We start from the raw sequence: 20,502 nt of genomic DNA on the forward strand, positions 1-20,502 counted from the left end.
CGTCGGTCCGGCGCCCCGGGGCCTGCCACCGGAAAGCCCCCTTACCCGACAGGTTGAGAAGAGCACCAAGGATCCAGTCATGCAAAAGATCGATATCGAGATGATTCCCGGGGGCGCCAGCCCCCCGCCCATTCGGGTCGGCGAGGCCACCATCGCCGAGGCCGCCATCGCCGAGGAGATGCAGTACCACCCGGCCGACAGCGCCGGCACCGCCCAGCTCCAGGCGGCCCGCGCCCTGGTGGTGCGCGAGCTGCTGCGCCAGCGGGCGAATGCCCTGGGCCTGGCCGAGGCCGCCTCCGAGGCGATCGATGAGGCCGATGACGCCATCGCCGCGCTGCTCGAGCGGGAGCTGGACGTGCCCGAGCCCAACGAGGCCGACTGCCGGCGCTTCCACGCCGCCCACCCCGAACGCTTCAGCGAGCCGACGCGCCTCAGGGTGCGCCACGTGCTGCTGGCCGCGGCCCCGGACGACGCCCCGGCGCGCGACGCCGGCTATCGCCAGGGCGAGAAGCTGATCCGCGAACTCGAGGCGACGCCCGAGCGCTTCACCGAGCTCGCCCAGCGCCACTCCGCCTGCCCGTCGAAGGAAGCGGGCGGGGAGCTGGGCTGGCTCGCGCCCGGCCAGACCGTCGCCGAGCTCGACCGGGCGCTGCAACACCTGCCCGTGGGGCTCCACCAGCGGCCGCTGGCCTCGCGCTACGGCTGGCACCTGGTCAGCATCGACGAGCGTCAGGAGGGTCGCGAACTGCCCTTCGAGCAGGTGGCCGAGCGGGTCCGCCACAGCCTGCGCGAGCAGGCCACGCGCCGCGCCCTGCGCCACTACCTGCTGGCGCTGGAGGCCGAGATCGGCGTCGAGGGTCTCTCCCTCGATGACGACGGCGGCAGCGCCCTGATGCAGTGACGCCGGACGCGCGAGAGCCCGCCAGCCGAGGCGTGGCGGGATCTCGCGCTTTCTTGATGCGCGTCATTCCCCTCGTGTCGGCGCCGCCGCACCATGCATGGCAAGGAGGATCCCCATGTCCCATGTTTCTGCCAATACGCCCTTCGTGCCGCTGGGCATCGCCGTGCTCACCGTCTCCGATACCCGCGGCTTCGCGGAAGACGGCAGCGGCGACCTGCTCGCCGAGCGCCTTAGCGCCGCCGGCCACCGCCTGGCGGAGCGCCAGATCGTGCCCGACGACGTCTACCGCCTGCGCGCCGTGGTCTCGGCCTGGGTGGTGCGCGACGACATCCAGGCCATCCTGGTCAATGGCGGCACCGGCTTCACGCCGCGCGACACCACCCCGGAGGCCCTGGCGCCGCTGTTCGACAAGGCCATCGACGGCTACGGCGAGCTGTTCCGCCAGCGTTCGCTGGCCACCATCGGCACCTCGACCATCCAGTCCCGCGCCGTGGCCGGGCTGATCGACCGCACCCTGGTGTTCGCCATGCCCGGCTCACCGAAGGCCTGCGCCACCGCCTGGGACGACATCCTGGTCGAGCAGCTCGATGCTCGCACCCGGCCCTGTAACTTCGTCGCCATGGTGCGCCCCCAGGTCGCGCCCTGTGCCTCTCGCCAGGCGACCTCCGACCAGTCTGCGGATGCGGCGTCGGGAGCAACGGCATGAACTGCGGCTGCGCGGACGTCGTTACCCCCGGCCTGCTCGACCTGTTCGAGGCCCGGGCGCGGATGATCAAGGCCGCCCGGCCGATCGCCGGCCTCGAGCGCGTGGCGCTGGAGGCGGCCGCCGGGCGGGTGCTGGCCGAGCCGGCGCGCTCGACCCTCGACATGCCCGGCGTCGACAACAGTGCCATGGACGGCTTCGCCCTGCGCCTCGATACGCTGGCCGGCACCCCCGAGGGCCTGCCGGTGCGGCTGCGCATCCCGGCCGGCGCCGGCGTGACGCGCCTGCCCGAGGGGGGCTGCGCGCGCATCTTCACCGGCGCCCCGGTGCCGCTGGGGGCCGATGCCGTGGTGCCCCAGGAGCGGGTGAGCCTGGACGCCGCGGGGCGTGTGCACGTCGCGGGCGAGATAACCGCGGGTGCCAATATCCGCCGCCGCGGCGAGGAGAGCCGCGCCGGCGCGACGCTGCTGGAGGCGGGCAAGCGGCTCAACGCCGCCGCCATCGCCCTGCTGGCGGGCCAAGGCATCGCCAGCGTCACGGTGCAGCGGCGCCTGCGGGTGGCGCTGGTCACCACCGGCGACGAGCTGATCGCCCCCGGCCAGGCCTGGCGGCCGGGCGCTGTCTACGACAGCAGCGGCCCGATGCTGCGCACCCTGCTGGCCGACCAGGGCTGCGAGGTGCTCGACCTGGGCCCGGTGCTCGATACCCCCGAGGCGCTGGCCGCCGTGCTCGCCGAGGCCCGCGACCACGCCGACCTGGTGCTCTGCACCGGCGGCGTCTCGGTGGGCGAGGAGGATCACGTGCGCCCGGTGCTGGAGCGGCTCGGCGGGCTCGACTTCCACGGCGTGGCCATGAAGCCCGGCAAGCCCCTGGCGCTGGGCTGGCTCGGCGCCTCGCTGAAGGCCGGGACGCCGCTGATCGGCCTGCCCGGCAATCCGGTGGCCTCGCTGGTCGGCTGGCAGCTGCTGGCGCTGCCCTTCGTACACGGGCGCCAGGGGCGTGCCCCCGCGCCGCTACAGCGCTTCCCGGTCGCCGCCGGCTTCTCGCGCCGCGCCCCTCACGGCCGACGCGAGCTGCTGCGGGTGGTGCTGGACTGGAGCGCCGGCGCCCCCGTGGCGCGGCTGGCCGGCGGCCAGGGGTCGCACATGCTCGGCGCCGCCAGCCAGTCCCACGGCTACCTGATCATCGATGCCGATACTCCCGTGGAGGAGGGCCATGCCTATGGATACTGTCCCGGAGCCCAGTTCCTCGACTGACCTGCTGTTGCGGCCGCGCCACCTCCGCGAGCTGGTGCGCGGGGTGCCGTGGCTCGGCTGCCTCGACGACGAGGCCCTCGAGGTCCTGATGAAGGATGCCGGGGTGCGAACCCTGGGGAGCCGCGAGTGGCTGTTTCGCCAGGACGCCCCGGCCAGGCGGGTCTACATCGTGATCAACGGGCTGGTGCGCCTGGTGCGCAGCGGCCGTGACGGGCGGTTGGCGACCATCCGCTGCGTCGAGCGCGGCGGCACCCTGGGCGAGCTGAGCATGGTCTCGGGGCCTGGGATCTACCTCTACTGCGCCGAGGCGTTGCGGCGTACCCAGGTGCTGGTGATCCCCGCCGCGCGTTGTCGCGAGATCCTGGATCGCCATCCCGAGTGCCGGGCGGAGTTCATGAGTCGACTGGCCCTGGAGCTCACCGATCGCCTCGAGGACCTGGCCCTGCTCACCCAGGCCGACGCCATGTCGCGACTGGTCAGCTATATCCTCCGCCAGCTGCCCGTCGGCCATCACCGGGGGCAGCAGGTGGTGCGTCTGACCATCCCCAAGCGCTGGCTGGCCGCGCAGCTCGCCATGACCCCGGAGACCCTCTCGCGCCTGCTGGCCAGACTGCGCGAGGAGGGCGTGATCAGCATCGATCGCCAGCGCCTGGTCGTGCTCGACGAGCACGCGCTGCGCGACTTCATGCTGGACGACGACTGACCCTTACGCCGACACCCTGGGAGGCTGCATGTCCCGAATCACCAACCGATCCCGTCCCCTGATCTACGCCTGCTCGGGCTGCTCCGACGTGGCTCAGCTCGCCAACGAGGTCGCCCTGCGCCTGGATCACGAACGCGAGGCGGAGATGTCCTGCATCGCCGGCGTCGGCGGCGGCGTGCCGGGCCTGGTGCGCACCGCTCGTTCGGGCCGACCCATCGTGGCCATCGACGGCTGCCAGATGCACTGCGCCGAGCACTGCCTGGCCAACGCCGACGTGGCGCCCACCGAGCACGTGCGGCTCTACGAGCAGGGCCTGAAGAAGCGCAAGGGGCGGCGCTACGACGAGGCGACCATCGCCGCGGTCACCGCGCAGGTGGGGGAGCTGATTGCCCGGCTGCCGATGACGGCCGAGGCCTGAACCGGGGGGGCGTGGGCGCCCTGCGTGCAGGGCGGTGGGCGTCGCTAGCAAAGCGCTCTCGCGCCGGGCGGCGAAGCCGGGTGAGCTTCGCTATAGTGGGCCCCTCATTCGCTAAGGGGCTCTCATGGCGCTGCTCGACGGCCTCTCGCCGCTCGCCGCTTCCCTCAACCTGCTGCTGATCCTTATCTCGATGCTGACCTCAGCCTTCACCGCGGCGGTGGGCGCCGGGGGCGGGGTGCTGATGATCATGGCGCTGGCCCAGGTGATGCCCGCGGCGGCGCTGATTCCGGTGCACGGCATGGTGCAGCTGGGCTCCAACGTCGGTCGCACGGTGATGACCTGGCGCCATATCGATCGCGCCACCCTGCTGGCCTTCCTGCCCGGGGTGGTGCTCGGCGCCCTGGCGGCCGCCTGGCTGCTGATCCGGCTGCCGGCGGGGGTGCTGGAGCTGTGCATCGCCGCCTTCGTGCTGTTCACCTGCTGGGGGCCGGGGCTGCCCGGGCGCGCCCTGGGCCGCATCGGCACCCTGGTCGTCGGCGCGGTGACGACCCTGCTCTCCAGCCTGGTCGGCGCCAGCGGCCCGGTGGTCGCGGCCTTCATCAAGCAGCGCCAGTCGGGGCGGCTGGCCAAGGTGGCGACCTTCTCCGCCTGCATGCTGGCCCAGCACCTGACCAAGGCCTTCGTGTTCGGCATGGCGGGTTTCGTCTTCCACGAGTGGCTGGCGCTGATGCTTTCAATGGTGGCGGCGGGCTTTGTCGGTACCTGGCTGGGGCTGCGCTTGCTGCATCGCCTCTCCGAGCGGCGCTTCGATGTGCTGTTCCGCTGGGCGCTGACGCTGCTCGCCCTGCGCCTGGCCTGGCTGGGCGCGCAGAACCTGGGCCTGGACCTGGGCTGACCCTGCGGCGGCGTTGAAAGCCGGCACCCCGCCAGACGAGAGGCCTCAACGGTCGTGGCATATGCTGTGAGGCGTGACCGGCTCTCGCCGGTCACGCCTCAGGCTGCCACCGGGACACCGCCATGCCGCGTCGACCCCTCTCCCTCCAGGCGCTGACGGTACTGGCGATTGTCGCCCTGATGCTGACGCTGGCCACGGTGCTGCTGTGGCACGGAGCCCGCGGCGCGGATCGCATCCTGGTCAGCGCCATGCAGGACACCAGCCACCAGCTCGCCGCGACGACCGAGGAGCGTTCGAGGCGGTTGCTCGACCCGGCCCGGGTGATGCTGCGCCTGCTCGCCCGGGACAACCTCGGCGAGGAGCGACGCCTGGCCGACCGCCTGGCGGCCCTGCCCATGCTGGCCGCGGCGCTGGACGCCCACGAGGTGGCCAGTGCCGTCTACATCGGCTACGACAACGGCGATTTCCTGCTGCTGCGCCCCGCGGCGCGGGCCGACGAGGCACGCCTGCCCGACATCGAGGGCAACGAGCGGGCCCGCTATCTGGTGCAGCAGGCGGTCTCCCGGGAGCCCGGCGGGCGGCGCGTCGGCGAATGGCGGCTCTACGACGCCGACCTGGCAATGCTAGGCCGGGGTGTCATGCCGGACTACGACTTCGATCCGCGTACTCGCCCCTGGTACCGCGCGGCGATGGCCACGGAGGGGGAGCACCTGACCGAGCCCTATGCGTTCTTCACCACCCGCGAGATCGGCGTCACCCTGGCGCGCCGCAGCCAGAACCGGCGCGCGGTGCTGGGCATCGACGCCTCCCTGTCGGACCTGGGCGACGAGATGGCGGGCTTCAAGCTCACCCCAGGGACGCGGCTGGCGGCGGTCTCGAATCAGGGGCGCATGCTGGCGCATCCCGACGTCGGCACTCTGCTGGTCGAGACCGCCGAGGGCCCGCGGCTGGCGACCCTCGCGCAGCTGGGCGATCCGGTGCTCGCCCGGCTGGGCGATCTCGAGGGAGACGGCCAGTCGACGCGCTTCCGGGAGGCGGACGAGGCCTGGTTCGGCATGCGCCTGCCGTTTCAGGCCATGGACGATGTCCAGGCGCACCTGTTGATGGCGGTGCCAGAGGACGAGCTGCTGGCCGGCACTCGCCGCCTGCTCTGGCAGCGCTTGCTGGTGGCCGGGGGGCTGGTGCTGGTCCTGCTGCCGCTGGGTATCTGGGTGGGCCACCGCCTCGGCCGGCCGCTGCGCTCGCTCGCCGACCAGGTGCGCGCCCTGGCCGAGTTCGACTTCGCCGGCTACCGCGGCACCGCCTCGCCGATCCGCGAGGTCCAGCAGCTGAGCCAGGCGGTCGAGGGCATGGTCGGCAGCATCACCGACTTCCAGCACATGACCCACACGCTCAGCAGCGAGCCCCAGCTGGAGACGATGCTCGCCGGCATCCTCGATGACCTGCTGCGCATCACCGCGAGCCAGCATGGCGCCATCTACCTGGTGGACGAGGCCGAGGCCTCGCACTTCGCCCGTGCGGCCGAGGCGGGTAGCGGCGGCGGGTCGGCCACGCTGCCCGAGCGCCTGGAGCTCGAGGCGCAGGGGCTGACGGCGCTGCGCGACGAGTTCGAGGGTCGCGGGTACCTAGTCCAGCCGCTGTGCAATCGCGGCGGGCAGCGCCAGGGACTGCTGCTGCTGGCCCTGCGCGGCGATGCCGAGACTGATGGCGACCGGCCGTGGCGGCGTTTCGTCGAGGAGATATCCAGGGTGGCCGCCGTGGCCATCGAGATGCGCCGGCTGCTGGAGGGGGAGAAGCGGCTGCTGGATGCCATCGTCGAGCTGATCGCCGGGGCCACCGATGCCAAGTCGCCGCATACCGGCGGCCACTGCTCGCGGGTACCGCAGCTCGCCGAGATGCTGCTGCAGGGCGTGGAGCGCGACCGTACCGGCCCCTTCGCCGCCGAGACGGTGGACGAGGATCGACGCGCCGCGTTTCACCTGGCCGCCTGGCTCCACGACTGCGGCAAGCTGACCACGCCGGACGAGGTCATGGAGAAGGCGACCAAGCTCGAGACGCGCTACAACCGCCTGCATGAGATCCGCACGCGCTTCGAGGTGCTGTGGCGCGACGCCGATATCGCCTACTGGCAGGGGCGCGCCGAGGGCGGCGAGCCGAGCCGGCTCGACGACGCGCGGGAGCGTCGTCGGGACGAGCTCCAGGCCGCCTTCCGCCTGGTCGCCGAGATCAACGTGGGCGGCGAGCAGCTCGACGAGGCGCGGGCCCGTCGACTCGAGGAGATCGCGGCATGGCGCTGGTGGCGCCACTTCGACGACCGGCTCGGCGTCTCGCAGGAGGAGGCCGGTCGCCTGGCACGGGAGCCCGGGCTCGAGCTGCCGGTGGCGGAGCCGCTGCTCGCGGACCGCCCGCGGCATCGCATCGACTGGGTAGTCAAGCCGCCGCCGGTGGCGCCGGAGGATCCCGATAACCGCTGGCGCTTCGACATGCGCCCGCCCGAGGTAGCCGGCCACCAGGGTGAGCTCTACAACCTGCGGGTGGCCCGCGGCACCCTCAACGACGTGGAGCGCTTCCGCATCCAGGAGCACATCGTCCAGACCATCATCATGCTGGAGTCGCTGCCCTGGCCCGCCCACCTGCGCCGGGTGCCGGCCATTGCCGGCAACCATCACGAGCGCATGGACGGCCAGGGCTATCCGCGACGCCTGGTGCTGGCGGAGGCGAGCCTCGAGGAGCGCATCATGGCAGTGGCGGACGTCTTCGAGGCGCTGACCGCTGCCGACCGGCCCTACAAGTCGGGCATGGCGCTGTCGCAGGCGTTGTCGATCCTGGCGAACATGGCCCGGGAGGGCCACCTGGACCCCGAGGTCTTCCAGCTGCTGCTCGATAGCGGCGTCTGGCACGACTACGCGCAGCGCTTCCTGAAGCCCGCGCAGATCGATCGCGTGGATATCGCGGCTCTCAAGGTCCAGGCGGGGCTGGCGAGTCCGATCTCGTGACCGCCTGAAGCTTCTCTTCTTGAACCGCCTCGATCGTCGAAGAGCCGCGATCGTAGAGAGGCATCTCGACCTGGGTGAAACCCGCAAAAGCGCTCATGCTGCGTCGCCGTTGGTCGGTCGGCGCGAGTAGGTCGAAAAATCGGGGAAAAGTCTGATCTCTGCCCTGTACAGGGCGCAGCGGCTAGCCATAATAGTGAGGTGCCACTGGAAAAACCTCGAGGGAACGCATCATGGTGCCTATCACAACAACTATCCGGCGCCGTAGAGGGGTCGTCTGCTCGCTGCTGGCATGCCTGCTGCTGGCCTTCTTGCTGCTGAATTCTGGCCTCGCCCAGGCCGGCAATCCGCGCTACGCCGGTATCGTCATCGATGCCGATAGCCAGGAGATCCTCTACGCGGAGAACGCCGATCGGCTCCGCTATCCCGCCTCGCTGACCAAGATGATGACGCTTTACCTGACGTTCGAGGCCCTCGAGGAGGGGCGCCTGAGCCTGGGCCAGCCGCTGCCGGTCTCCGCCTATGCGGCCTCCAAACCGGCCTCCAAGCTCTACGTGAAGCCCGGCTCCACCATCCCGGTGGACAAGGCCATCGACGCGCTGGTGATCAAGTCGGCCAACGACGTGGCCGTGGTGGTGGCCGAGGCGCTGGGCGGCAGCGACACGCACTTCGCGCAGATGATGACCGACAAGGCCCGTGAGCTCGGCATGCAGGACACCATCTTTCGCAATCCCAACGGCCTGCCCGATGCCGGCCAGGTCACCACCGCCCGCGACATGGCGGTGCTCTCTCGCCACCTGATGCGTGATTTCCCCCAGTACTACTCGCGCTTCTCGCGCACACGCTTCACCTGGCGGGGCAAGACCATCACCGGCCATAACCGCCTGTTGAAGAGCTACCCTGGCGCCGACGGCCTCAAGACCGGCTTCATCCGCGCTTCCGGCTTCAACGTGGCCACCTCGGCGGTGCGCGGCGACCGCCGCCTGCTGACCGTGGTGATGGGCGGCTTCAGCGCCGCCTCGCGGGATGCGCATACCGCCGACCTGCTGGATCGTGGCTTCATGCGCGCCTCGCTGGCCGATGGCCGCGGCTGGTTGGCCAGCGCGGACATCACCGGCGGTCGCCTCATGCCCGGCGAGCCCCAGGCACCGGGGCAGCCGGTCGGCCGCGAGATGCGCCTGGCGAGCCTCAACGCCCCGGGCGACAGCGAGGTGGCGGCTCCCGTCACGGCATCGGCCCCGATCGCCGCCGCGCCGCGGCCGGTGGCGGCGACGCGTTTCACTCGGGTGGAACGCCCCGCCTTGGCCGAGGCGGGGGCCCCGGCGCAGGGCTCGGCCGAGGACCCCATTCGCGAGCTGATCGCCGATGGTGATTCCGCGCCGCGTCCCCTCGCCGGGGGGCGCTGGGGCGTTCAGGTCGGCGCCTTCAGCGATGCCGGACACGCCCGTAGCCTGGCCGCTCGAGCCGCCGATCGCCTGGCCAGCGAGCTGACCAACGCCCGGGTCGCCGTGGGCAGCGCCGAGTCCGCCGGCGTCTACCGCGCCCGGCTGGTCGACATGAACGAGGGGCAGGCGCATACCGCCTGCCGTCGCCTGGTGGCCCAGGGCATGGAGTGCATGGTGGTCCAGGCCAGCCTCTGAGGCCTTGCCCCGGCTCGCGCCACCGACTAGCCTGACCTCTCTGACACCCCGCCGGCCTCCCAGGCCGGCGGGGTGGTTGTTTTAGACGCCGCCAGGGAGGGCCGTCGGCATGTCATCGAGCTACACGTCATCGACGTTCAAGGGAATCGGCTTCATGTGCCTGGGCGTGTTCTGCCTGGCGCTGGGCGACGCCATCACCAAGTGGCTGGGCGAGGTGCACTCCCCGCTGCAGATCATCTTCTTTCGCACCCTGGTGTCGCTGCCGCTGATCGCGCTGATCGCGCGCTTCAACGGCGGCCTGCGGACCCTCACCACCCGGCGCCCCGGGGTGCACCTGCTGCGCGGCCTGATCTTCAGCGGCACCATGATCTGCTTCATGTGGGGCCTGACCCTGCTGCCGCTGGCCGAGACCACGGCCATCGCCTTCGCCGCGCCGCTCTTCGTGACCATCCTCTCGGTGCCGCTGCTCGGCGAGCGGGTCGACGGGCCGACGCTCGCCGCCACGCTGCTGGGCTTTCTCGGCGTGCTGGTGGTGATACGCCCGGGGGGCGCGAGCTTTCAGCCCGGCGCCCTGGTGGTGGTCGGCGCGGCGGTGTTCTATGCCCTGACCATGCTCACCGCGCGGCGCTACGGTGACCGCGAGCATCTCTGGGCGATGGTCTTCTACACCACCCTGGTGCCGCTCGTGGTTTCGGCGATGACCTTGCCCTGGGTGTGGCAGACGCCGGCACCGCTGCACTGGCCGGCCTTCCTGGTGGCGGGCGTGCTCGGGGTGGGGGCCATGACCGGCCTGACCCTGGCGTTTCGCTATGCGCCGGCGGCGCTGGTCGCGCCCTTCGACTACACGGCCCTGCTGTGGGCCGTGGGGCTGGGGTGGTGGCTCTGGGACGAGGTGCCGGACCTGTGGGTCTTCGTCGGCGGCACCCTGATCATCGCCAGCGGCCTGGCCATCGCCCACCACGAGCGGCGCACCACCCTGAAGCGCCGGCCCACCGCCTGAGGCCTCGCGGCCGGCGCGAGCCTCTCGACGTGGCCTGTCTCACCTCCCTCGCACCTTAAGCCTCTCCTAAGCCCGATGCTCGATGATGCGCCTGTCCCCCAACATCGGCGGGGGCGGGCCGCCGCGACCGCGCGGGTGGCCCTTCGACACCGACTCTCTGGAGATTCTGTCATGAAGCGCACCCTGATCACCGGCACTCTCGCCACCGGCCTGATGACCGCAAGCCTGGCGGCCCTGGCCGGGCCGACCTGCACCGAAGCCCCGCAGAGCGACTGGATGAGCGAGGAGGCGATGCAGCAGCAGATCGCCGACATGGGCTACGAGGTCAAGACGTTCAAGACCACCGACGGCAGCTGCTACGAGATCTACGGCTGGGACGATCAGCAGCGTCGCGTCGAGATCTACTTCAATCCGGTCGACGGCAGCATCGTCAAGCAGGAGATCGACTGAAGGAGGCCGCGTCATGAGCAACGAGACGAGCCGCCGACGAGTCCGCGTCTGGGATCCGCTGGTGCGACTCGTGCACGGGTCGCTGGTGGCGGGCGTCGCCGCCAACGCGTTCGTCACCGAGGAGGGCGAGCGCTGGCACCAGTGGATCGGCTACGGTGTGGTGGCGCTGATCGGCGTGAGGATTCTCTGGGGCTTCGTCGGCCCCTGGTCGGCCCGCTGGACGAGTTTCTGGCCGACCCCCGGGCGCCTTCGCGCGTCGCTGCGTCCCGCCGTCGGAGCTGCCCGGTCGACCCCCGGCATCACCCATACCCCGCTGGGGGCGGTGATGATGCTGACGCTGCTGGCCCTGCTGCTGGGGCTCGGAGCGACCGGCTATATGATGGAGGAGACCGATCGCTTCTGGGGGGTGGCATGGGTCGAGGAGGTCCATGAGCTGATGAGCAATGCGATTCTCGTGCTGGTGCCCCTGCACGTGCTCGGCGCGCTCTGGGAGAGCCACAAGCGCCGCGACAACCTCATCGCGGGCATGGTGCACGGCGACCGCCGGCCTTTCGAGCAGACGCCCTCGCGCTGACTCGGTCCGGCCTCCTCGTCACAGCGCCCCCGGCCCATTCGGGCCGGGGGCGCTTTTACGCCGGGTCTCCGGGGAGGTCATCCGCGGAGCGCGGTGCGTTTGGAGCGTTCAGCGGCGCGGGAAGGCGCGGGCGGCGGCCTCTGGGTCCGGGGTGCCGCAGATGGCGGAGATCACCGCCAGGCCGTCGGCGCCCGCCTGGCGCACCGCCTCGGCATGCTCGACCTTGAGCCCGCCGATGGCCACGCTGGGCAGCGGGCTCGCCGCCACCAGGGCGGCCAGGCCGTCGAAGCCCTGCGGCTCGGCGTGGTCGTGCTTGCTGGGGGTGGCGAACACCGGACCCAGGCCGAGATAGTCCAGGGCGCTCGGGTCGAGGCGGGCGAGCTGCTCGTGGGTCTGCACCGAGAGCCCGAGGATCGCCTGGGGACCCAGCGCCGCGCGGGCCCTGGCCACGTCGCCGTCGTCCTGGCCGATGTGCAGCCCGTCGGCGCCCGCGGCGAGCGCCACCTCCAGCCGGTCGTTGATGATCAGCGGCACGCCGCTGCCCGCGAGCGCCGCCTTGAGGCGGCGGGCCTGGTCGATCATCTCGGCGTCACTGGCGTGCTTGTCGCGCAGCTGGACCAGGGTCACGCCGCCGCGGACCGCGGCGAGTACCGTCTCCTCCAGGCCATGGTCGGCGCAGAGTCCGGCGTCGGTGACGAGATAGAGTGAGAGATCAAGGGGCATCGGCAACCTCCAGTTTGGCCCGCTCGGCGAGGGCCTCGGTGTCCAGGTGATAGAGGGCGTCGAGGAAGGCCACCGCGAAGCTGCCGGGGCCACGGGCCACCTCGCCGGCGAGCTCGCCGGCCACGGCGTAGCCGGCCAGCGCCGCCACCGTCGCCTCGAAGGGATCGTCGGCGCCGGCCACGAAGGCCGCCACCACGCCGGTCAGCGCACAGCCCAGGGTGGTGACCCGGGGCATCAGCGGGTGCCCACCGGCGACATGGGCGAGGCGCCGGCCGTCGGTGACCAGGTCCACCTCGCCGGTCACCGCCACCACGCCGCCGGTGTGCTTTGCCAGGCGGCGGGCGGCCTCGAGGGCCGCCTCGGCGGGGTCGGTGCTGTCCACGCCGCGTCCGCCGCCGGCGCCGCCCGCCAGGGCGATGATCTCCGAGGCGTTGCCGCGGATCACGTCCGGCGCGAGCGCCAGCAGCCGCGCGCCGGTCTCGCGCCGGTAGCGCGTGGCGCCCACCGCCACCGGGTCCAGCACCCAGGGGCGCCCCGTCTCTCCGGCCGCCAGCGCGGCGGCCTCCATGGCCTCGACCCAGTGGGGCGAGAGGGTGCCGATGTTGATCGTCAGGGCGCTGGCCAGGGCGGTGAACTCGGCGGCCTCCTCGCGGGCGTGGACCATGGCCGGCGAAGCGCCGATCGCCAGCAGCACGTTGGCCATGCTGTTCATGGCGACATGGTTGGTGATGTTGTGGACCAGCGGGCGGGTCTCGCGCACCCGGGCCAGGTGCGTGGCGGGATCGATGTGGTGCATGGGGCCTCCCCGGCGAGGGAGGTGCAGGTCGACGGAAGGTCGGCGCTGCACGACTCCCTACGCCGGCATTGTCCGGGTCAGGTTCCGAGGGTGCGTCTCAGCCGCGGCGTGCTCGTCGCGGCGCCCCTGTCGTCAGACCTCACTATCCCTGTCGTCCGCGCGGCTGTAAAGGCCGCGCATCAGGCCAGCAGCTGAATGCCGATCAGGGTGATCAAGCTGGCCAGGGTCAGGCTGTAGAGGGCCTCCATGACCTCATTCTGGCGGCTCATGCCCGGCGTCATCAGCACCAGGCCCGTCGCTCCCAGGGCGACCACTTCGAGCGGCACCGCCACCGGCTCCCAGCCGACCAGCAGCGCACCGAGGGTCAGCAGCAGCAGGCCCGCGACGACCAGCCGGCCAGCCTGTCGGGCGCTGGCGGAAAGGTTTTCCTGAGTGATCGTGTGCATGCAGGCGTCTCCTCGTCATGGCCGGGCCGAGCATCTGCTCCAGCCCCCCTTGACGCTACGGGGGGCGTCTTAACGACCGCTTAAGGGGAGATGACCATCGCGTGACGGCACCGCGTCGGCCGCACGGGGCGTTCTCGGCAGCGTGACCATGACGCTCAGGCCGCCGCCCGGGGCGTCGCCGAGCCGCAGCCGGCCATGATGGCGCTGCAGCAGGCGGTCGACGATAGAGAGCCCCAGGCCGGCCCCGGCGCCGGGGCCGCCGCGGTGGAAGCGCGCCAGCACCTGCTGGCGCTGCTGAGCCGGGATGCCCGGTCCCTGGTCCTCCACGGTGATCGTCACGGCGTCCTGCCCGGCGGTGAGCAGGATGCGGATCAGCGCGCCGGCCGGCGAGTGCTGCAGGGCGTTGCCGACCAGGTTCTGCAGCAGGGTGTCGACCGTGCCGGGCTCCACCTCGAGCCGCCAGTCCGCCGTCTCTTCGGCCTCCAGCTGAAGCTCCTGGCGACCCTCCACGGCCAGCGGCATCAGCTTGGCCAGCGCCTCGCGCACCTCGGGGAGCAGGGCGATCTCGCGCCCCTGGCCGTCGCCCTCCTGCTCGGGCTCGAGCCGGGCCAGGGTGAGCAGCTGCGAGACCATCCGCGTGACCCGCGCCACGCCGCCGCGCAGCTGGTCGAGCGCCTCGCGGCGGTCCTCGGGATCGTCGGCGGCCAGGGCATTCTGGGCGTGGAGGTCGAGCACGGCCAGCGGCGTGCGCAGCTCGTGGGCGGCGTCGGCGATGAAGCGCTGCTCCCGGGCACGCAGGGCGCGAATCCGCTTGAGCAGCCGGTTGAGGGCGCCGGCGATGGTCTCCAGTTCACGGGGCAGCCGCTGCATGACCAGCGGCTGCAGGTTCTGGGGGTCGCGGCTGCGGATCTGCGCGGCCAGCTGCGACAGCGGCCGCAGGCCCCAGCCGATGGCCCACCACAGCAGCAGGCTCAGCACCGGCAGCCCCAGCAGGTCCGGCATCAGAGTGCGCAGGGCGATGGCGGTGACCAGCTCGCCGCGCACGTCCTCGCGCTCCGCCACCAGCACCCGCCGCGGGCTGCCCGGGGCGTCCAGGGCGAAGACCCGCCACTCGTAGTCATCGAGGCGCGCGTTGCCGAAGCCGTTGCGCAGCGGAGTGAGCGGGGCCTCGGGGGCCTCGGCGGAGCGCAGCAGCAGGGTCTCGTCGTGCCAGGCCTGGAAGATCAGCTTGCTCTCGTAGGGGTGACGCACCACCGCCCCCTGGGCCTCGTCGCCGCGCTGCAGGGCCGTGCCGATGCTGTCCAGCAGCGCCTGGCGCTGATCCTCGGGGAGCGGTGCACCCACCAGCCCCTCCAGCAGCCGGGCGTTCTGGGCAAGCCGCGCATCGAAGAGTTCCTCCACCTCGTGGGCGGCGTCGCGGTAGCTGGTCAGCCCGATCACCAGCATGCTCAGGCCGAATACCAGCAGCACCACGCCCAGGGTGCGGCGGCGAATCGAGGTCATGAGGGGGACTTGTCCATCACGTAGCCGATGCCGCGCACGGTACGGATCAGCTCGGGAAAGAGCTTGCGGCGCAGGTGGTGGACGTGCACCTCGATGGCGTTGCTCTCCACCTCCTCGTCCCAGCCGTAGACCAGCCGGGTCAGGGTGTCGCGGGTGAAGACCCGGCCCGGATGGCTGAGGAACTCCTGCAGCAGGGCGAACTCACGCCGCGACAGCGCCACGGGCGTCTCCCGGTAGCTGACGCTGTGGGTGGCCGGGTCGAGGCGGATGCCGCGCGCCTCCAGCACGCTGCTGGCCTGCCCCTGGCTGCGGCGCAGCAGGGCCCGCAGGCGTGCCTTGAGCTCGTCGACCTGGAAGGGCTTGATCAGGTAGTCGTCGGCGCCGGCGTCCAGGCCGGCGATGCGGTCATCGATGCCGTCCCGGGCGGTCAGCACCAGCACCGGCACGCGGTTGCCCCGCCGGCGAACCGCCTCGAGCACCTGCATGCCGTCGAGCCCGGGCAGTCCCAGATCGAGAATCACGGCATCGAAGGGCTCGTCGCCCTTCAGCGCCGCCAGGGCCTGCCGGCCATCGGCCAGCAGGTCCACGGCGTAGTGTTCGGGCTTGAGCGCCAGGCGGATGCCCGCGGCCAGGCTAGGGTCGTCCTCCACCAGCAGTATGCGCATGTCCTGTCCTTGCAAGGGGCGTGTTCGGCGGTGTGGCTGTCGGGATAGTCGCCGCGCACGGGGCGGCTGTCGAGTCCCGGGGCGGCTCGCGGGTCACGGGGCCTCGCCGTTGGGCCTTGCGAGGAAGCGACGAATGGTGGGCAGCTGGCGGCGCAGGGCCCGGTCGACCAGGCCCGGGGCGATGGCGTTGAGGCGGGCGAAGAGCCGCTCGGGATCGCCCAGCTGGGTCTCCTCGCGCCCGGCCTCGATGGCGCGGCGAACCAGGTGGGCGACCCGCTGGGGGGAGTCCATGGCGTTGCCCAGCGCCTGGTTCATCGCCTCGATCTCCGGTGCGTTCATGCCGGTGCGGGTGGCCCGCGGCGCCACGTGCAGCACGTGGACCCGGGTATCGGCCAGCTCCCGGCGCAGAGCCTGAGTGAAGCCGCGCAGGGCGAACTTGGTGGCGCAGTAGCCGGCCTGGCCGGGATAGCCGATGGTGCCGAAGGTCGAGCCCAGGTTGACCACCCAGCCGTGGTCCGCGGCGAGCAGCTGGGGTAGCAGCGCGCGGGTCAGCTGCAGGGTGCTGGTGAGGTTGAGGGTGATCAGGGCCTCGATCTCCGCGTCGCTGAAGGACTCGAAGAGCCCCACCCGGTTCACCCCGGCGGCGTTGATCAGCATGGTGCAGCCCGCCTCACAGGCCCGCTCGACCAGTTGCCGGCGCTCCTCGGCGCGGGTCAGGTCGGCGGCCATGACCGTCACGCGTTCCGGATGGCGCGCCGCCAGGGCGTCCAGGGCCTCCTGGCGGCGGCCGGTGATCAGCAGCCGCGCCCCGGCGCCTGCCAGCTCGTCGACCAGCGCCTGGCCGATGCCGCCGCTGGCCCCGCTGATCAGCACCGACTGGGCGGCCCAGCCGCCCTCGGGGAGCTGTCTGGACCAGGGCGTGCTACACGAGAGCATCGGCGAGCTCCCGGGTCGCGTCGTCGCCGGCGCAGCGGGCGGTGACGCCGCGGAACATGGCGCCATAGAGGCGATAGACCATCTTGGCGGTGTCGATCACCGCCGCCAGGTCCTCGTCGTCGAGCCGGTTCACCAGGCCCTCGAAGAAGGCCAGGTGGCTAATGTCCAGGCTGCCGTGGGAGGTCAGGTAGCGCACCGCGTCATCCGGCAGGCCGAGGCTCGACTGGAGCCCTTCGGCGGCCTGGGTGGCGATCGCCGTGCTGGTGCCCTCGAGCACCTGCACCATGCCGAAGAAGCCCACCGGGTTGCCGTGATCGATGACGTCGCGCACATGGGAGACCATCAGCGTCGTGGCCGGCGCGGGCTCGGCCATGGCCGCCGCCTCCGCATCGCCGCCGGCCGCGCGGATGTCGTCGAGGATCCACTGCTCGTGGCCGTGCTCCTCCTCGATATACTCCACCAGGGCGCTGCGCAGCCAGCCGAGGCGCTCGGGCAGGCGTGCCCCGCAGGCCATCATCAGCGGCACCGTGAAGCGCACGTGGTGATAGGCCTGGCCGAGGAAAGCCAGGTACTCCTCGCGGCTCACCTCGCCGCTCAGGGCGCGGGTCAGCAGCGGGGCGGCCAGCAGCCAGTCGCGCTCGGCACGGGTGGCGTCCTGCAGATGCTGGTAGGGGGTCATGGCGTTGCTCCTTTGGGGCATGGAAGGATCGAACGGGGTGGGCATCGGCGGCGCCTTTACGGGGCGCAGGAGCCAGTCGCTGTAGACGGCGTGTAGGGTGTCGCGTCGCAGGCGACCGTTGGCCGTGAGCTGCTGGTTGTCGGGGGTGAAGGGCGGGCAGCGGCGCCATTCGCTGACCCGGGCATAGTCGGGCAGGTCGGCGTTGGCGTAGGCGATCGCCGCCGCCAGGGCCTGGTCGTCAAGCTCGGGGCTCGCGGGCACGATCAGCGCCCGGTTGTGCGCCAGCGCCTCGCCGTGAACCAGCGCCTGGGCGATGGCTGGCCGCGCGCAGAGCTCGCCTTCCACCCACTGGGGGTCGACGTTGCGGCCGTAGGCGGTGATGAAGACGTCGCGGCGGCGGCCGTCGAGCACCAGGTGCTCGCCCTGCCAGTGGCCGAGATCGCCGCTGGTGTGCCAGCCGTCCAGGGGCGGCTCGCCCAGGTAGCCGAGCATGGTGGCGCCCCGGACCTGCACCTCGCCATCGGCGGCGACGCGGACCTGGGCGTGGGGCAGGGGGCGGCCCACGCCGAGGGCGGGCTCGCCGGGGCGGTTGAGGCAGACCACCGAGGCGGCCTCCGACAGGCCATAGCCCTCGATCACCGGCCAGCCGCCGTCGCGCGCCCGGTCGAGCAGCGACGCGACGACCCGGGCCCCGCCCACGGCGACGACGCGCAGCCCGGCGGGGGGCTGGGGCGACTGCTCGACCAGCGCCTGCAGCAGCTGGGGCACCAGGATCAGGCTGTGCGGGCGAAAGGCCTCGAGGGCCGAGAGGGCGCGGCGGGGATCGAAGCCGCTGCCGCCGGTCCAGCCCAGGTCGGCGGCTCCGGGCAGGCCGGCGGTGGCGCTCAGCAGCAGCGGCACGTAGAGGCCGCCGATGTTCTCCAGCAGGGTCGCCAGGGGCAGCATGGCCAGGTGGCGATGGATCGACAGCGGCTCCACCGCCTCGGCGAGGCTCTCGGCGACCCGCAGCGGGGCCGCGCGGTCGAGGCACACGCCCTTGGGGTGGCCGCTGGTGCCGGAGGTGAAGGTGATCGTGCCGGTGCCGGCATGCAGCGCGGGCGCCGAGGCCACCGACCGGCGGGCGATGGCCGGGTCGGGGCTTTCCGAGAAGCCGAGCGACGCGGCGCGGGGGCCGATCCAGGCGTCCAGGCCGGCCTGCTCCACCAGGTGGCGACGCTGGGCCTCGCTGAAGAAGGCGGGGACCGGCACGTCGACTCGGCCATCGGTCAGCAGGGCGAGGTGCCAGAGCGCCCAGTCGAGGCCGTTATCGAGCGCCAGGCCGATTCGCCGGGCGCCGAGGGCGTCTAGGCGGGCGCGGCGCTCATCGATCTCGCCGGGCAGTGCGCCGTAGGCGATGCGTCGCCGGCCGTCGTCCAGGGCCGGGGTATCGGGCGCCGCCTCGGCGAGGTGGGCCAGGCGCGCCAGCAGGATCTCAGTGCCACGGGGCATGGTCGACCTCCGCGAGGCGCGCCGGGCCCAGCAGGCCGCGTTCGGTGAGCACCTTGTGGGCCAGGCGCAGGTCGCCGGCCATCACCCGGGGCTGGTGCTCGTAGTAGCGGCCCCAGCCGGCCTGCTCGTCGCCCAGCCGCGTCGGGTCGGCGAGGTGCAGTGGATGCAGTTCGATGCCGAGCCGGCGGATGCCGTTGGCCACCGTCGGCGTCGCGGTGAACAGCACCCACTCGAGCCCGTCGTCGACCAGCTGATCGATCAGCGGCACGAAGAGGCGCCGCTGCAGGCCGCGGCGCAGGCTGACCAGGTTGCCGATCTCGGCGATCGCCTCGCGGCTGACGGGCCGGCCGAGATAGCGGGAGAGGAAGGTCTCGACGGGCTCGTCCAGGTAGTGCTCCTGAAAGAGCGGCCCGGCGATGGCCCGACCAGCCCCGACCGCCGCCAGGGGCGTTTCGCCCTCCCAGAGCCCGAAGAGGCGCGGCAGGAAATGACGGATGCGGGCGCCGTGGTCGAGGGTGAAGCAGCGGCGTACCAGCCGCTCCAGGCGCCGACGCTCATACCAGTGGCGCCCCTCCCGCCACTCGAGCGGGAAGGCCGTGGCGATCGGAGTACTCGCGACGATAGGGACCGTCGGCGGGCTTTGGCCGGGGGCGGGCGCGTGAACGGGATCGGGGTTCGACATCGGGGCGTCTCCATGACGTTTCCCCGATACTGTGGTTGGGTCAACTTAACGATGGCTTAAGAGGCGCGACGAAGTGGCGCTTTCCACAGAAAAGTGGTCAGGGCGCGGGCGCGGCGGCGCCCAGGAAGCGCTCCTGCCAGTAGTCCAGGGCCAGGGCGGTAGTGGTGACGCGGCGACCGCGGCCCGGCGCGTGGATCATCTCGCCGTCGCCCAGGTAGATGCCGACGTGGCTCGCCCGGCGGCCCCCGGCGGTGGCGAAGAACAGCAGGTCGCCGGGGCGCGCCTCATTTACGCGCGGCAGGGCCTTGAACTGCGCCCGGGAGGTGCGCGGCACGCGGATGCCGGCGCGGGCGTAGGCGCGCCGCACCAGGCCCGAGCAGTCCAGGCCATGATCGCTGTTGCCGCCGTAACGATAAGGGATGCCGAGGGATCGCCTGGCCTCGGCGAGGATCAGCGCGCGATCGATGGAGATTGCGCCCGCCTCGTCTCTGGTGGCGAGCTCTCTGCCCGCGCAGCCCGTCAGCAGCCAGGCGATTAGCAGGGCGATCAACAGCCGGATCGCGCCGTCCGTGGCCGATCGATGAGCGTGCATCAGCGAAAGGCGATTCGTGTGCCGCTGGCCAGCATCTCGTCCGGCGAGAGGGCATGGCCCGGCACACCGATCATCTCGTCGCCGCACTGGTCGCCCCAGGTGAGTACGCCGTGGGTCAGGCCGATGCCGCCGAGCAGGTCGCGGATCTCGCCGGTGCCCAGGAAGGTGCGGGTCTTGCCGTGGGCATCGGAGAGATCCGAGACGTCGTTGGCATGGTGGAAGCGCACGGTGTAGATGCCATCCATCGATTCGACCTCGACGATGGGCGTCAGGCCGTGGGCGACGGCGTTGGCAATTTCCTTGAGGGTGACGTGATCACCCAGCTGGTAGGCCGCGATGGACATGGGGTGGTGCCTCACTGGTTCTCAGGTTTGTTTTGTATAACTAGTGTAGAAGGTTTTCGGGCCGCATCAAGAGGCGTTCGCGACAAAATGCCACCTGACGTTACCGGTGCGTCAC

The 20,502-nt window shown here is 71.8% G+C and carries 21 protein-coding genes and 1 riboswitch; of the genes, 11 read left to right on the forward strand and 10 right to left on the reverse strand.

The window, feature by feature from the left end:
* Positions 1-79: 79 nt before the first annotated feature.
* The 11 genes from ABE957_RS01455 to ABE957_RS01505 all read left to right on the forward strand — a co-directional run bounded on the left by ABE957_RS01455 (position 80) and on the right by ABE957_RS01505 (position 11,533).
* Positions 80-901 (forward strand): peptidylprolyl isomerase, encoded by an 822-nt coding sequence (locus tag ABE957_RS01455; protein WP_349756877.1) that lies wholly within the window; start codon positions 80-82, stop codon positions 899-901.
* A 115-nt stretch (positions 902-1,016) separates the two neighbouring features.
* A complete protein-coding gene (gene moaB / locus ABE957_RS01460; RefSeq protein ID WP_349756878.1) occupies positions 1,017-1,607 on the forward strand; it encodes a molybdenum cofactor biosynthesis protein B in 591 nt (196 codons plus the stop codon).
* Positions 1,604-2,860 (forward strand): molybdopterin molybdotransferase MoeA, encoded by a 1,257-nt coding sequence (locus ABE957_RS01465; RefSeq protein WP_349756879.1) that lies wholly within the window; start codon positions 1,604-1,606, stop codon positions 2,858-2,860. The genes moaB and ABE957_RS01465 overlap by 4 nt, the downstream gene beginning before the upstream one ends.
* Complete coding sequence (locus tag ABE957_RS01470) at positions 2,826-3,563, forward strand: Crp/Fnr family transcriptional regulator (RefSeq protein WP_349756881.1); 738 nt, start codon at positions 2,826-2,828, stop codon at positions 3,561-3,563. The genes ABE957_RS01465 and ABE957_RS01470 overlap by 35 nt, the downstream gene beginning before the upstream one ends.
* Positions 3,564-3,591: 28 nt before the next feature.
* A complete protein-coding gene (locus tag ABE957_RS01475; RefSeq protein ID WP_349756883.1) occupies positions 3,592-3,981 on the forward strand; it encodes a putative zinc-binding protein in 390 nt (129 codons plus the stop codon).
* A 124-nt stretch (positions 3,982-4,105) separates the two neighbouring features.
* Positions 4,106-4,876 carry a TSUP family transporter gene (locus tag ABE957_RS01480; RefSeq protein ID WP_349756884.1) on the forward strand — a complete coding sequence of 257 codons (771 nt, stop codon included), beginning with the start codon at positions 4,106-4,108 and terminating at the stop codon, positions 4,874-4,876.
* Positions 4,877-4,998: 122 nt separating this feature from the next.
* Positions 4,999-7,872 (forward strand): HD domain-containing phosphohydrolase, encoded by a 2,874-nt coding sequence (locus ABE957_RS01485; RefSeq protein ID WP_349756885.1) that lies wholly within the window; start codon positions 4,999-5,001, stop codon positions 7,870-7,872.
* A 230-nt stretch (positions 7,873-8,102) separates the two neighbouring features.
* Entirely contained in the window at positions 8,103-9,509 is a 1,407-nt protein-coding gene (locus tag ABE957_RS01490) for a serine hydrolase (protein ID WP_349756886.1), read from the forward strand.
* A 109-nt stretch (positions 9,510-9,618) separates the two neighbouring features.
* The gene (locus ABE957_RS01495; protein ID WP_349756887.1) at positions 9,619-10,509 is read left to right on the forward strand and encodes a DMT family transporter; all 891 of its coding nucleotides are present in this window, start codon (positions 9,619-9,621) and stop codon (positions 10,507-10,509) included.
* Positions 10,510-10,680: 171 nt separating this feature from the next.
* Positions 10,681-10,959 (forward strand): PepSY domain-containing protein, encoded by a 279-nt coding sequence (locus ABE957_RS01500; protein WP_349756888.1) that lies wholly within the window; start codon positions 10,681-10,683, stop codon positions 10,957-10,959.
* Positions 10,960-10,972: 13 nt separating this feature from the next.
* Positions 10,973-11,533: a cytochrome b/b6 domain-containing protein gene (locus ABE957_RS01505; protein ID WP_349756889.1), complete on the forward strand. Its 561-nt coding sequence runs from the start codon at positions 10,973-10,975 to the stop codon at positions 11,531-11,533.
* A gap of 108 nt (positions 11,534-11,641) precedes the next feature.
* On the opposite strand, the gene thiE is transcribed toward ABE957_RS01505, so the two are convergent.
* The 10 genes from thiE to ABE957_RS01555 all read right to left on the reverse strand — a co-directional run bounded on the left by thiE (position 11,642) and on the right by ABE957_RS01555 (position 20,387).
* Positions 11,642-12,256 (reverse strand): thiamine phosphate synthase, encoded by a 615-nt coding sequence (gene thiE, locus ABE957_RS01510; protein WP_349756890.1) that lies wholly within the window; start codon positions 12,254-12,256, stop codon positions 11,642-11,644.
* Positions 12,246-13,052: a hydroxyethylthiazole kinase gene (gene thiM, locus ABE957_RS01515; protein ID WP_349756891.1), complete on the reverse strand. Its 807-nt coding sequence runs from the start codon at positions 13,050-13,052 to the stop codon at positions 12,246-12,248. The genes thiE and thiM overlap by 11 nt, the downstream gene beginning before the upstream one ends.
* A gap of 37 nt (positions 13,053-13,089) precedes the next feature.
* A riboswitch (TPP riboswitch) is annotated at positions 13,090-13,190 on the reverse strand.
* A 41-nt stretch (positions 13,191-13,231) separates the two neighbouring features.
* Positions 13,232-13,498: a hypothetical protein gene (locus ABE957_RS01520; protein WP_349756892.1), complete on the reverse strand. Its 267-nt coding sequence runs from the start codon at positions 13,496-13,498 to the stop codon at positions 13,232-13,234.
* Between the two features lie 69 nt (positions 13,499-13,567).
* Positions 13,568-15,001, reverse strand: coding sequence for an ATP-binding protein (locus tag ABE957_RS01525; protein ID WP_349756893.1), 1,434 nt, complete (start codon positions 14,999-15,001; stop codon positions 13,568-13,570).
* Positions 14,998-15,666 carry a response regulator gene (locus tag ABE957_RS01530; protein WP_349756895.1) on the reverse strand — a complete coding sequence of 223 codons (669 nt, stop codon included), beginning with the start codon at positions 15,664-15,666 and terminating at the stop codon, positions 14,998-15,000. Before ABE957_RS01530 ends, ABE957_RS01525 begins: the two co-directional genes overlap by 4 nt.
* A gap of 93 nt (positions 15,667-15,759) precedes the next feature.
* Positions 15,760-16,602 carry an SDR family oxidoreductase gene (locus ABE957_RS01535; RefSeq protein ID WP_349756896.1) on the reverse strand — a complete coding sequence of 281 codons (843 nt, stop codon included), beginning with the start codon at positions 16,600-16,602 and terminating at the stop codon, positions 15,760-15,762.
* A complete protein-coding gene (locus ABE957_RS01540) occupies positions 16,589-18,769 on the reverse strand; it encodes an AMP-binding protein (protein WP_349756897.1) in 2,181 nt (726 codons plus the stop codon). Before ABE957_RS01540 ends, ABE957_RS01535 begins: the two co-directional genes overlap by 14 nt.
* Positions 18,753-19,451, reverse strand: coding sequence for a thermostable hemolysin (locus tag ABE957_RS01545; RefSeq protein ID WP_349756898.1), 699 nt, complete (start codon positions 19,449-19,451; stop codon positions 18,753-18,755). The genes ABE957_RS01540 and ABE957_RS01545 overlap by 17 nt, the downstream gene beginning before the upstream one ends.
* Before the next feature lie 97 nt (positions 19,452-19,548).
* A complete protein-coding gene (locus ABE957_RS01550; protein ID WP_349756900.1) occupies positions 19,549-20,043 on the reverse strand; it encodes a C40 family peptidase in 495 nt (164 codons plus the stop codon).
* Positions 20,043-20,387, reverse strand: a complete 345-nt coding sequence (locus ABE957_RS01555; RefSeq protein ID WP_349756901.1) for a hypothetical protein — start codon at positions 20,385-20,387, stop codon at positions 20,043-20,045. The genes ABE957_RS01550 and ABE957_RS01555 overlap by 1 nt, the downstream gene beginning before the upstream one ends.
* Positions 20,388-20,502 lie beyond the last annotated feature (115 nt).

Origin of the sequence: Halomonas pelophila (genome assembly GCF_040196315.1) — a bacterium.
GTDB lineage: Bacteria > Pseudomonadota > Gammaproteobacteria > Pseudomonadales > Halomonadaceae > Halomonas > Halomonas pelophila.

What these genes read in the sequence shown, in the direction of transcription:
- ABE957_RS01455 (WP_349756877.1), top strand. Translation starts at nt 80, where the DNA reads ATGCAAAAGATCGATATCGAGATGATTCCCGGGGGCGCCAGCCCCCCG.
- moaB (WP_349756878.1), top strand. Translation starts at nt 1,017, where the DNA reads ATGTCCCATGTTTCTGCCAATACGCCCTTCGTGCCGCTGGGCATCGCC.
- ABE957_RS01465 (WP_349756879.1), top strand. Translation starts at nt 1,604, where the DNA reads ATGAACTGCGGCTGCGCGGACGTCGTTACCCCCGGCCTGCTCGACCTG.
- ABE957_RS01470 (WP_349756881.1), top strand. Translation starts at nt 2,826, where the DNA reads ATGGATACTGTCCCGGAGCCCAGTTCCTCGACTGACCTGCTGTTGCGG.
- ABE957_RS01475 (WP_349756883.1), top strand. Translation starts at nt 3,592, where the DNA reads ATGTCCCGAATCACCAACCGATCCCGTCCCCTGATCTACGCCTGCTCG.
- ABE957_RS01480 (WP_349756884.1), top strand. Translation starts at nt 4,106, where the DNA reads ATGGCGCTGCTCGACGGCCTCTCGCCGCTCGCCGCTTCCCTCAACCTG.
- ABE957_RS01485 (WP_349756885.1), top strand. Translation starts at nt 4,999, where the DNA reads ATGCCGCGTCGACCCCTCTCCCTCCAGGCGCTGACGGTACTGGCGATT.
- ABE957_RS01490 (WP_349756886.1), top strand. Translation starts at nt 8,103, where the DNA reads ATGGTGCCTATCACAACAACTATCCGGCGCCGTAGAGGGGTCGTCTGC.
- ABE957_RS01495 (WP_349756887.1), top strand. Translation starts at nt 9,619, where the DNA reads ATGTCATCGAGCTACACGTCATCGACGTTCAAGGGAATCGGCTTCATG.
- ABE957_RS01500 (WP_349756888.1), top strand. Translation starts at nt 10,681, where the DNA reads ATGAAGCGCACCCTGATCACCGGCACTCTCGCCACCGGCCTGATGACC.
- ABE957_RS01505 (WP_349756889.1), top strand. Translation starts at nt 10,973, where the DNA reads ATGAGCAACGAGACGAGCCGCCGACGAGTCCGCGTCTGGGATCCGCTG.
- thiE (WP_349756890.1), bottom strand. Translation starts at nt 12,256, where the DNA reads ATGCCCCTTGATCTCTCACTCTATCTCGTCACCGACGCCGGACTCTGC.
- thiM (WP_349756891.1), bottom strand. Translation starts at nt 13,052, where the DNA reads ATGCACCACATCGATCCCGCCACGCACCTGGCCCGGGTGCGCGAGACC.
- ABE957_RS01520 (WP_349756892.1), bottom strand. Translation starts at nt 13,498, where the DNA reads ATGCACACGATCACTCAGGAAAACCTTTCCGCCAGCGCCCGACAGGCT.
- ABE957_RS01525 (WP_349756893.1), bottom strand. Translation starts at nt 15,001, where the DNA reads ATGACCTCGATTCGCCGCCGCACCCTGGGCGTGGTGCTGCTGGTATTC.
- ABE957_RS01530 (WP_349756895.1), bottom strand. Translation starts at nt 15,666, where the DNA reads ATGCGCATACTGCTGGTGGAGGACGACCCTAGCCTGGCCGCGGGCATC.
- ABE957_RS01535 (WP_349756896.1), bottom strand. Translation starts at nt 16,602, where the DNA reads ATGCTCTCGTGTAGCACGCCCTGGTCCAGACAGCTCCCCGAGGGCGGC.
- ABE957_RS01540 (WP_349756897.1), bottom strand. Translation starts at nt 18,769, where the DNA reads ATGCCCCGTGGCACTGAGATCCTGCTGGCGCGCCTGGCCCACCTCGCC.
- ABE957_RS01545 (WP_349756898.1), bottom strand. Translation starts at nt 19,451, where the DNA reads ATGTCGAACCCCGATCCCGTTCACGCGCCCGCCCCCGGCCAAAGCCCG.
- ABE957_RS01550 (WP_349756900.1), bottom strand. Translation starts at nt 20,043, where the DNA reads ATGCACGCTCATCGATCGGCCACGGACGGCGCGATCCGGCTGTTGATC.
- ABE957_RS01555 (WP_349756901.1), bottom strand. Translation starts at nt 20,387, where the DNA reads ATGTCCATCGCGGCCTACCAGCTGGGTGATCACGTCACCCTCAAGGAA.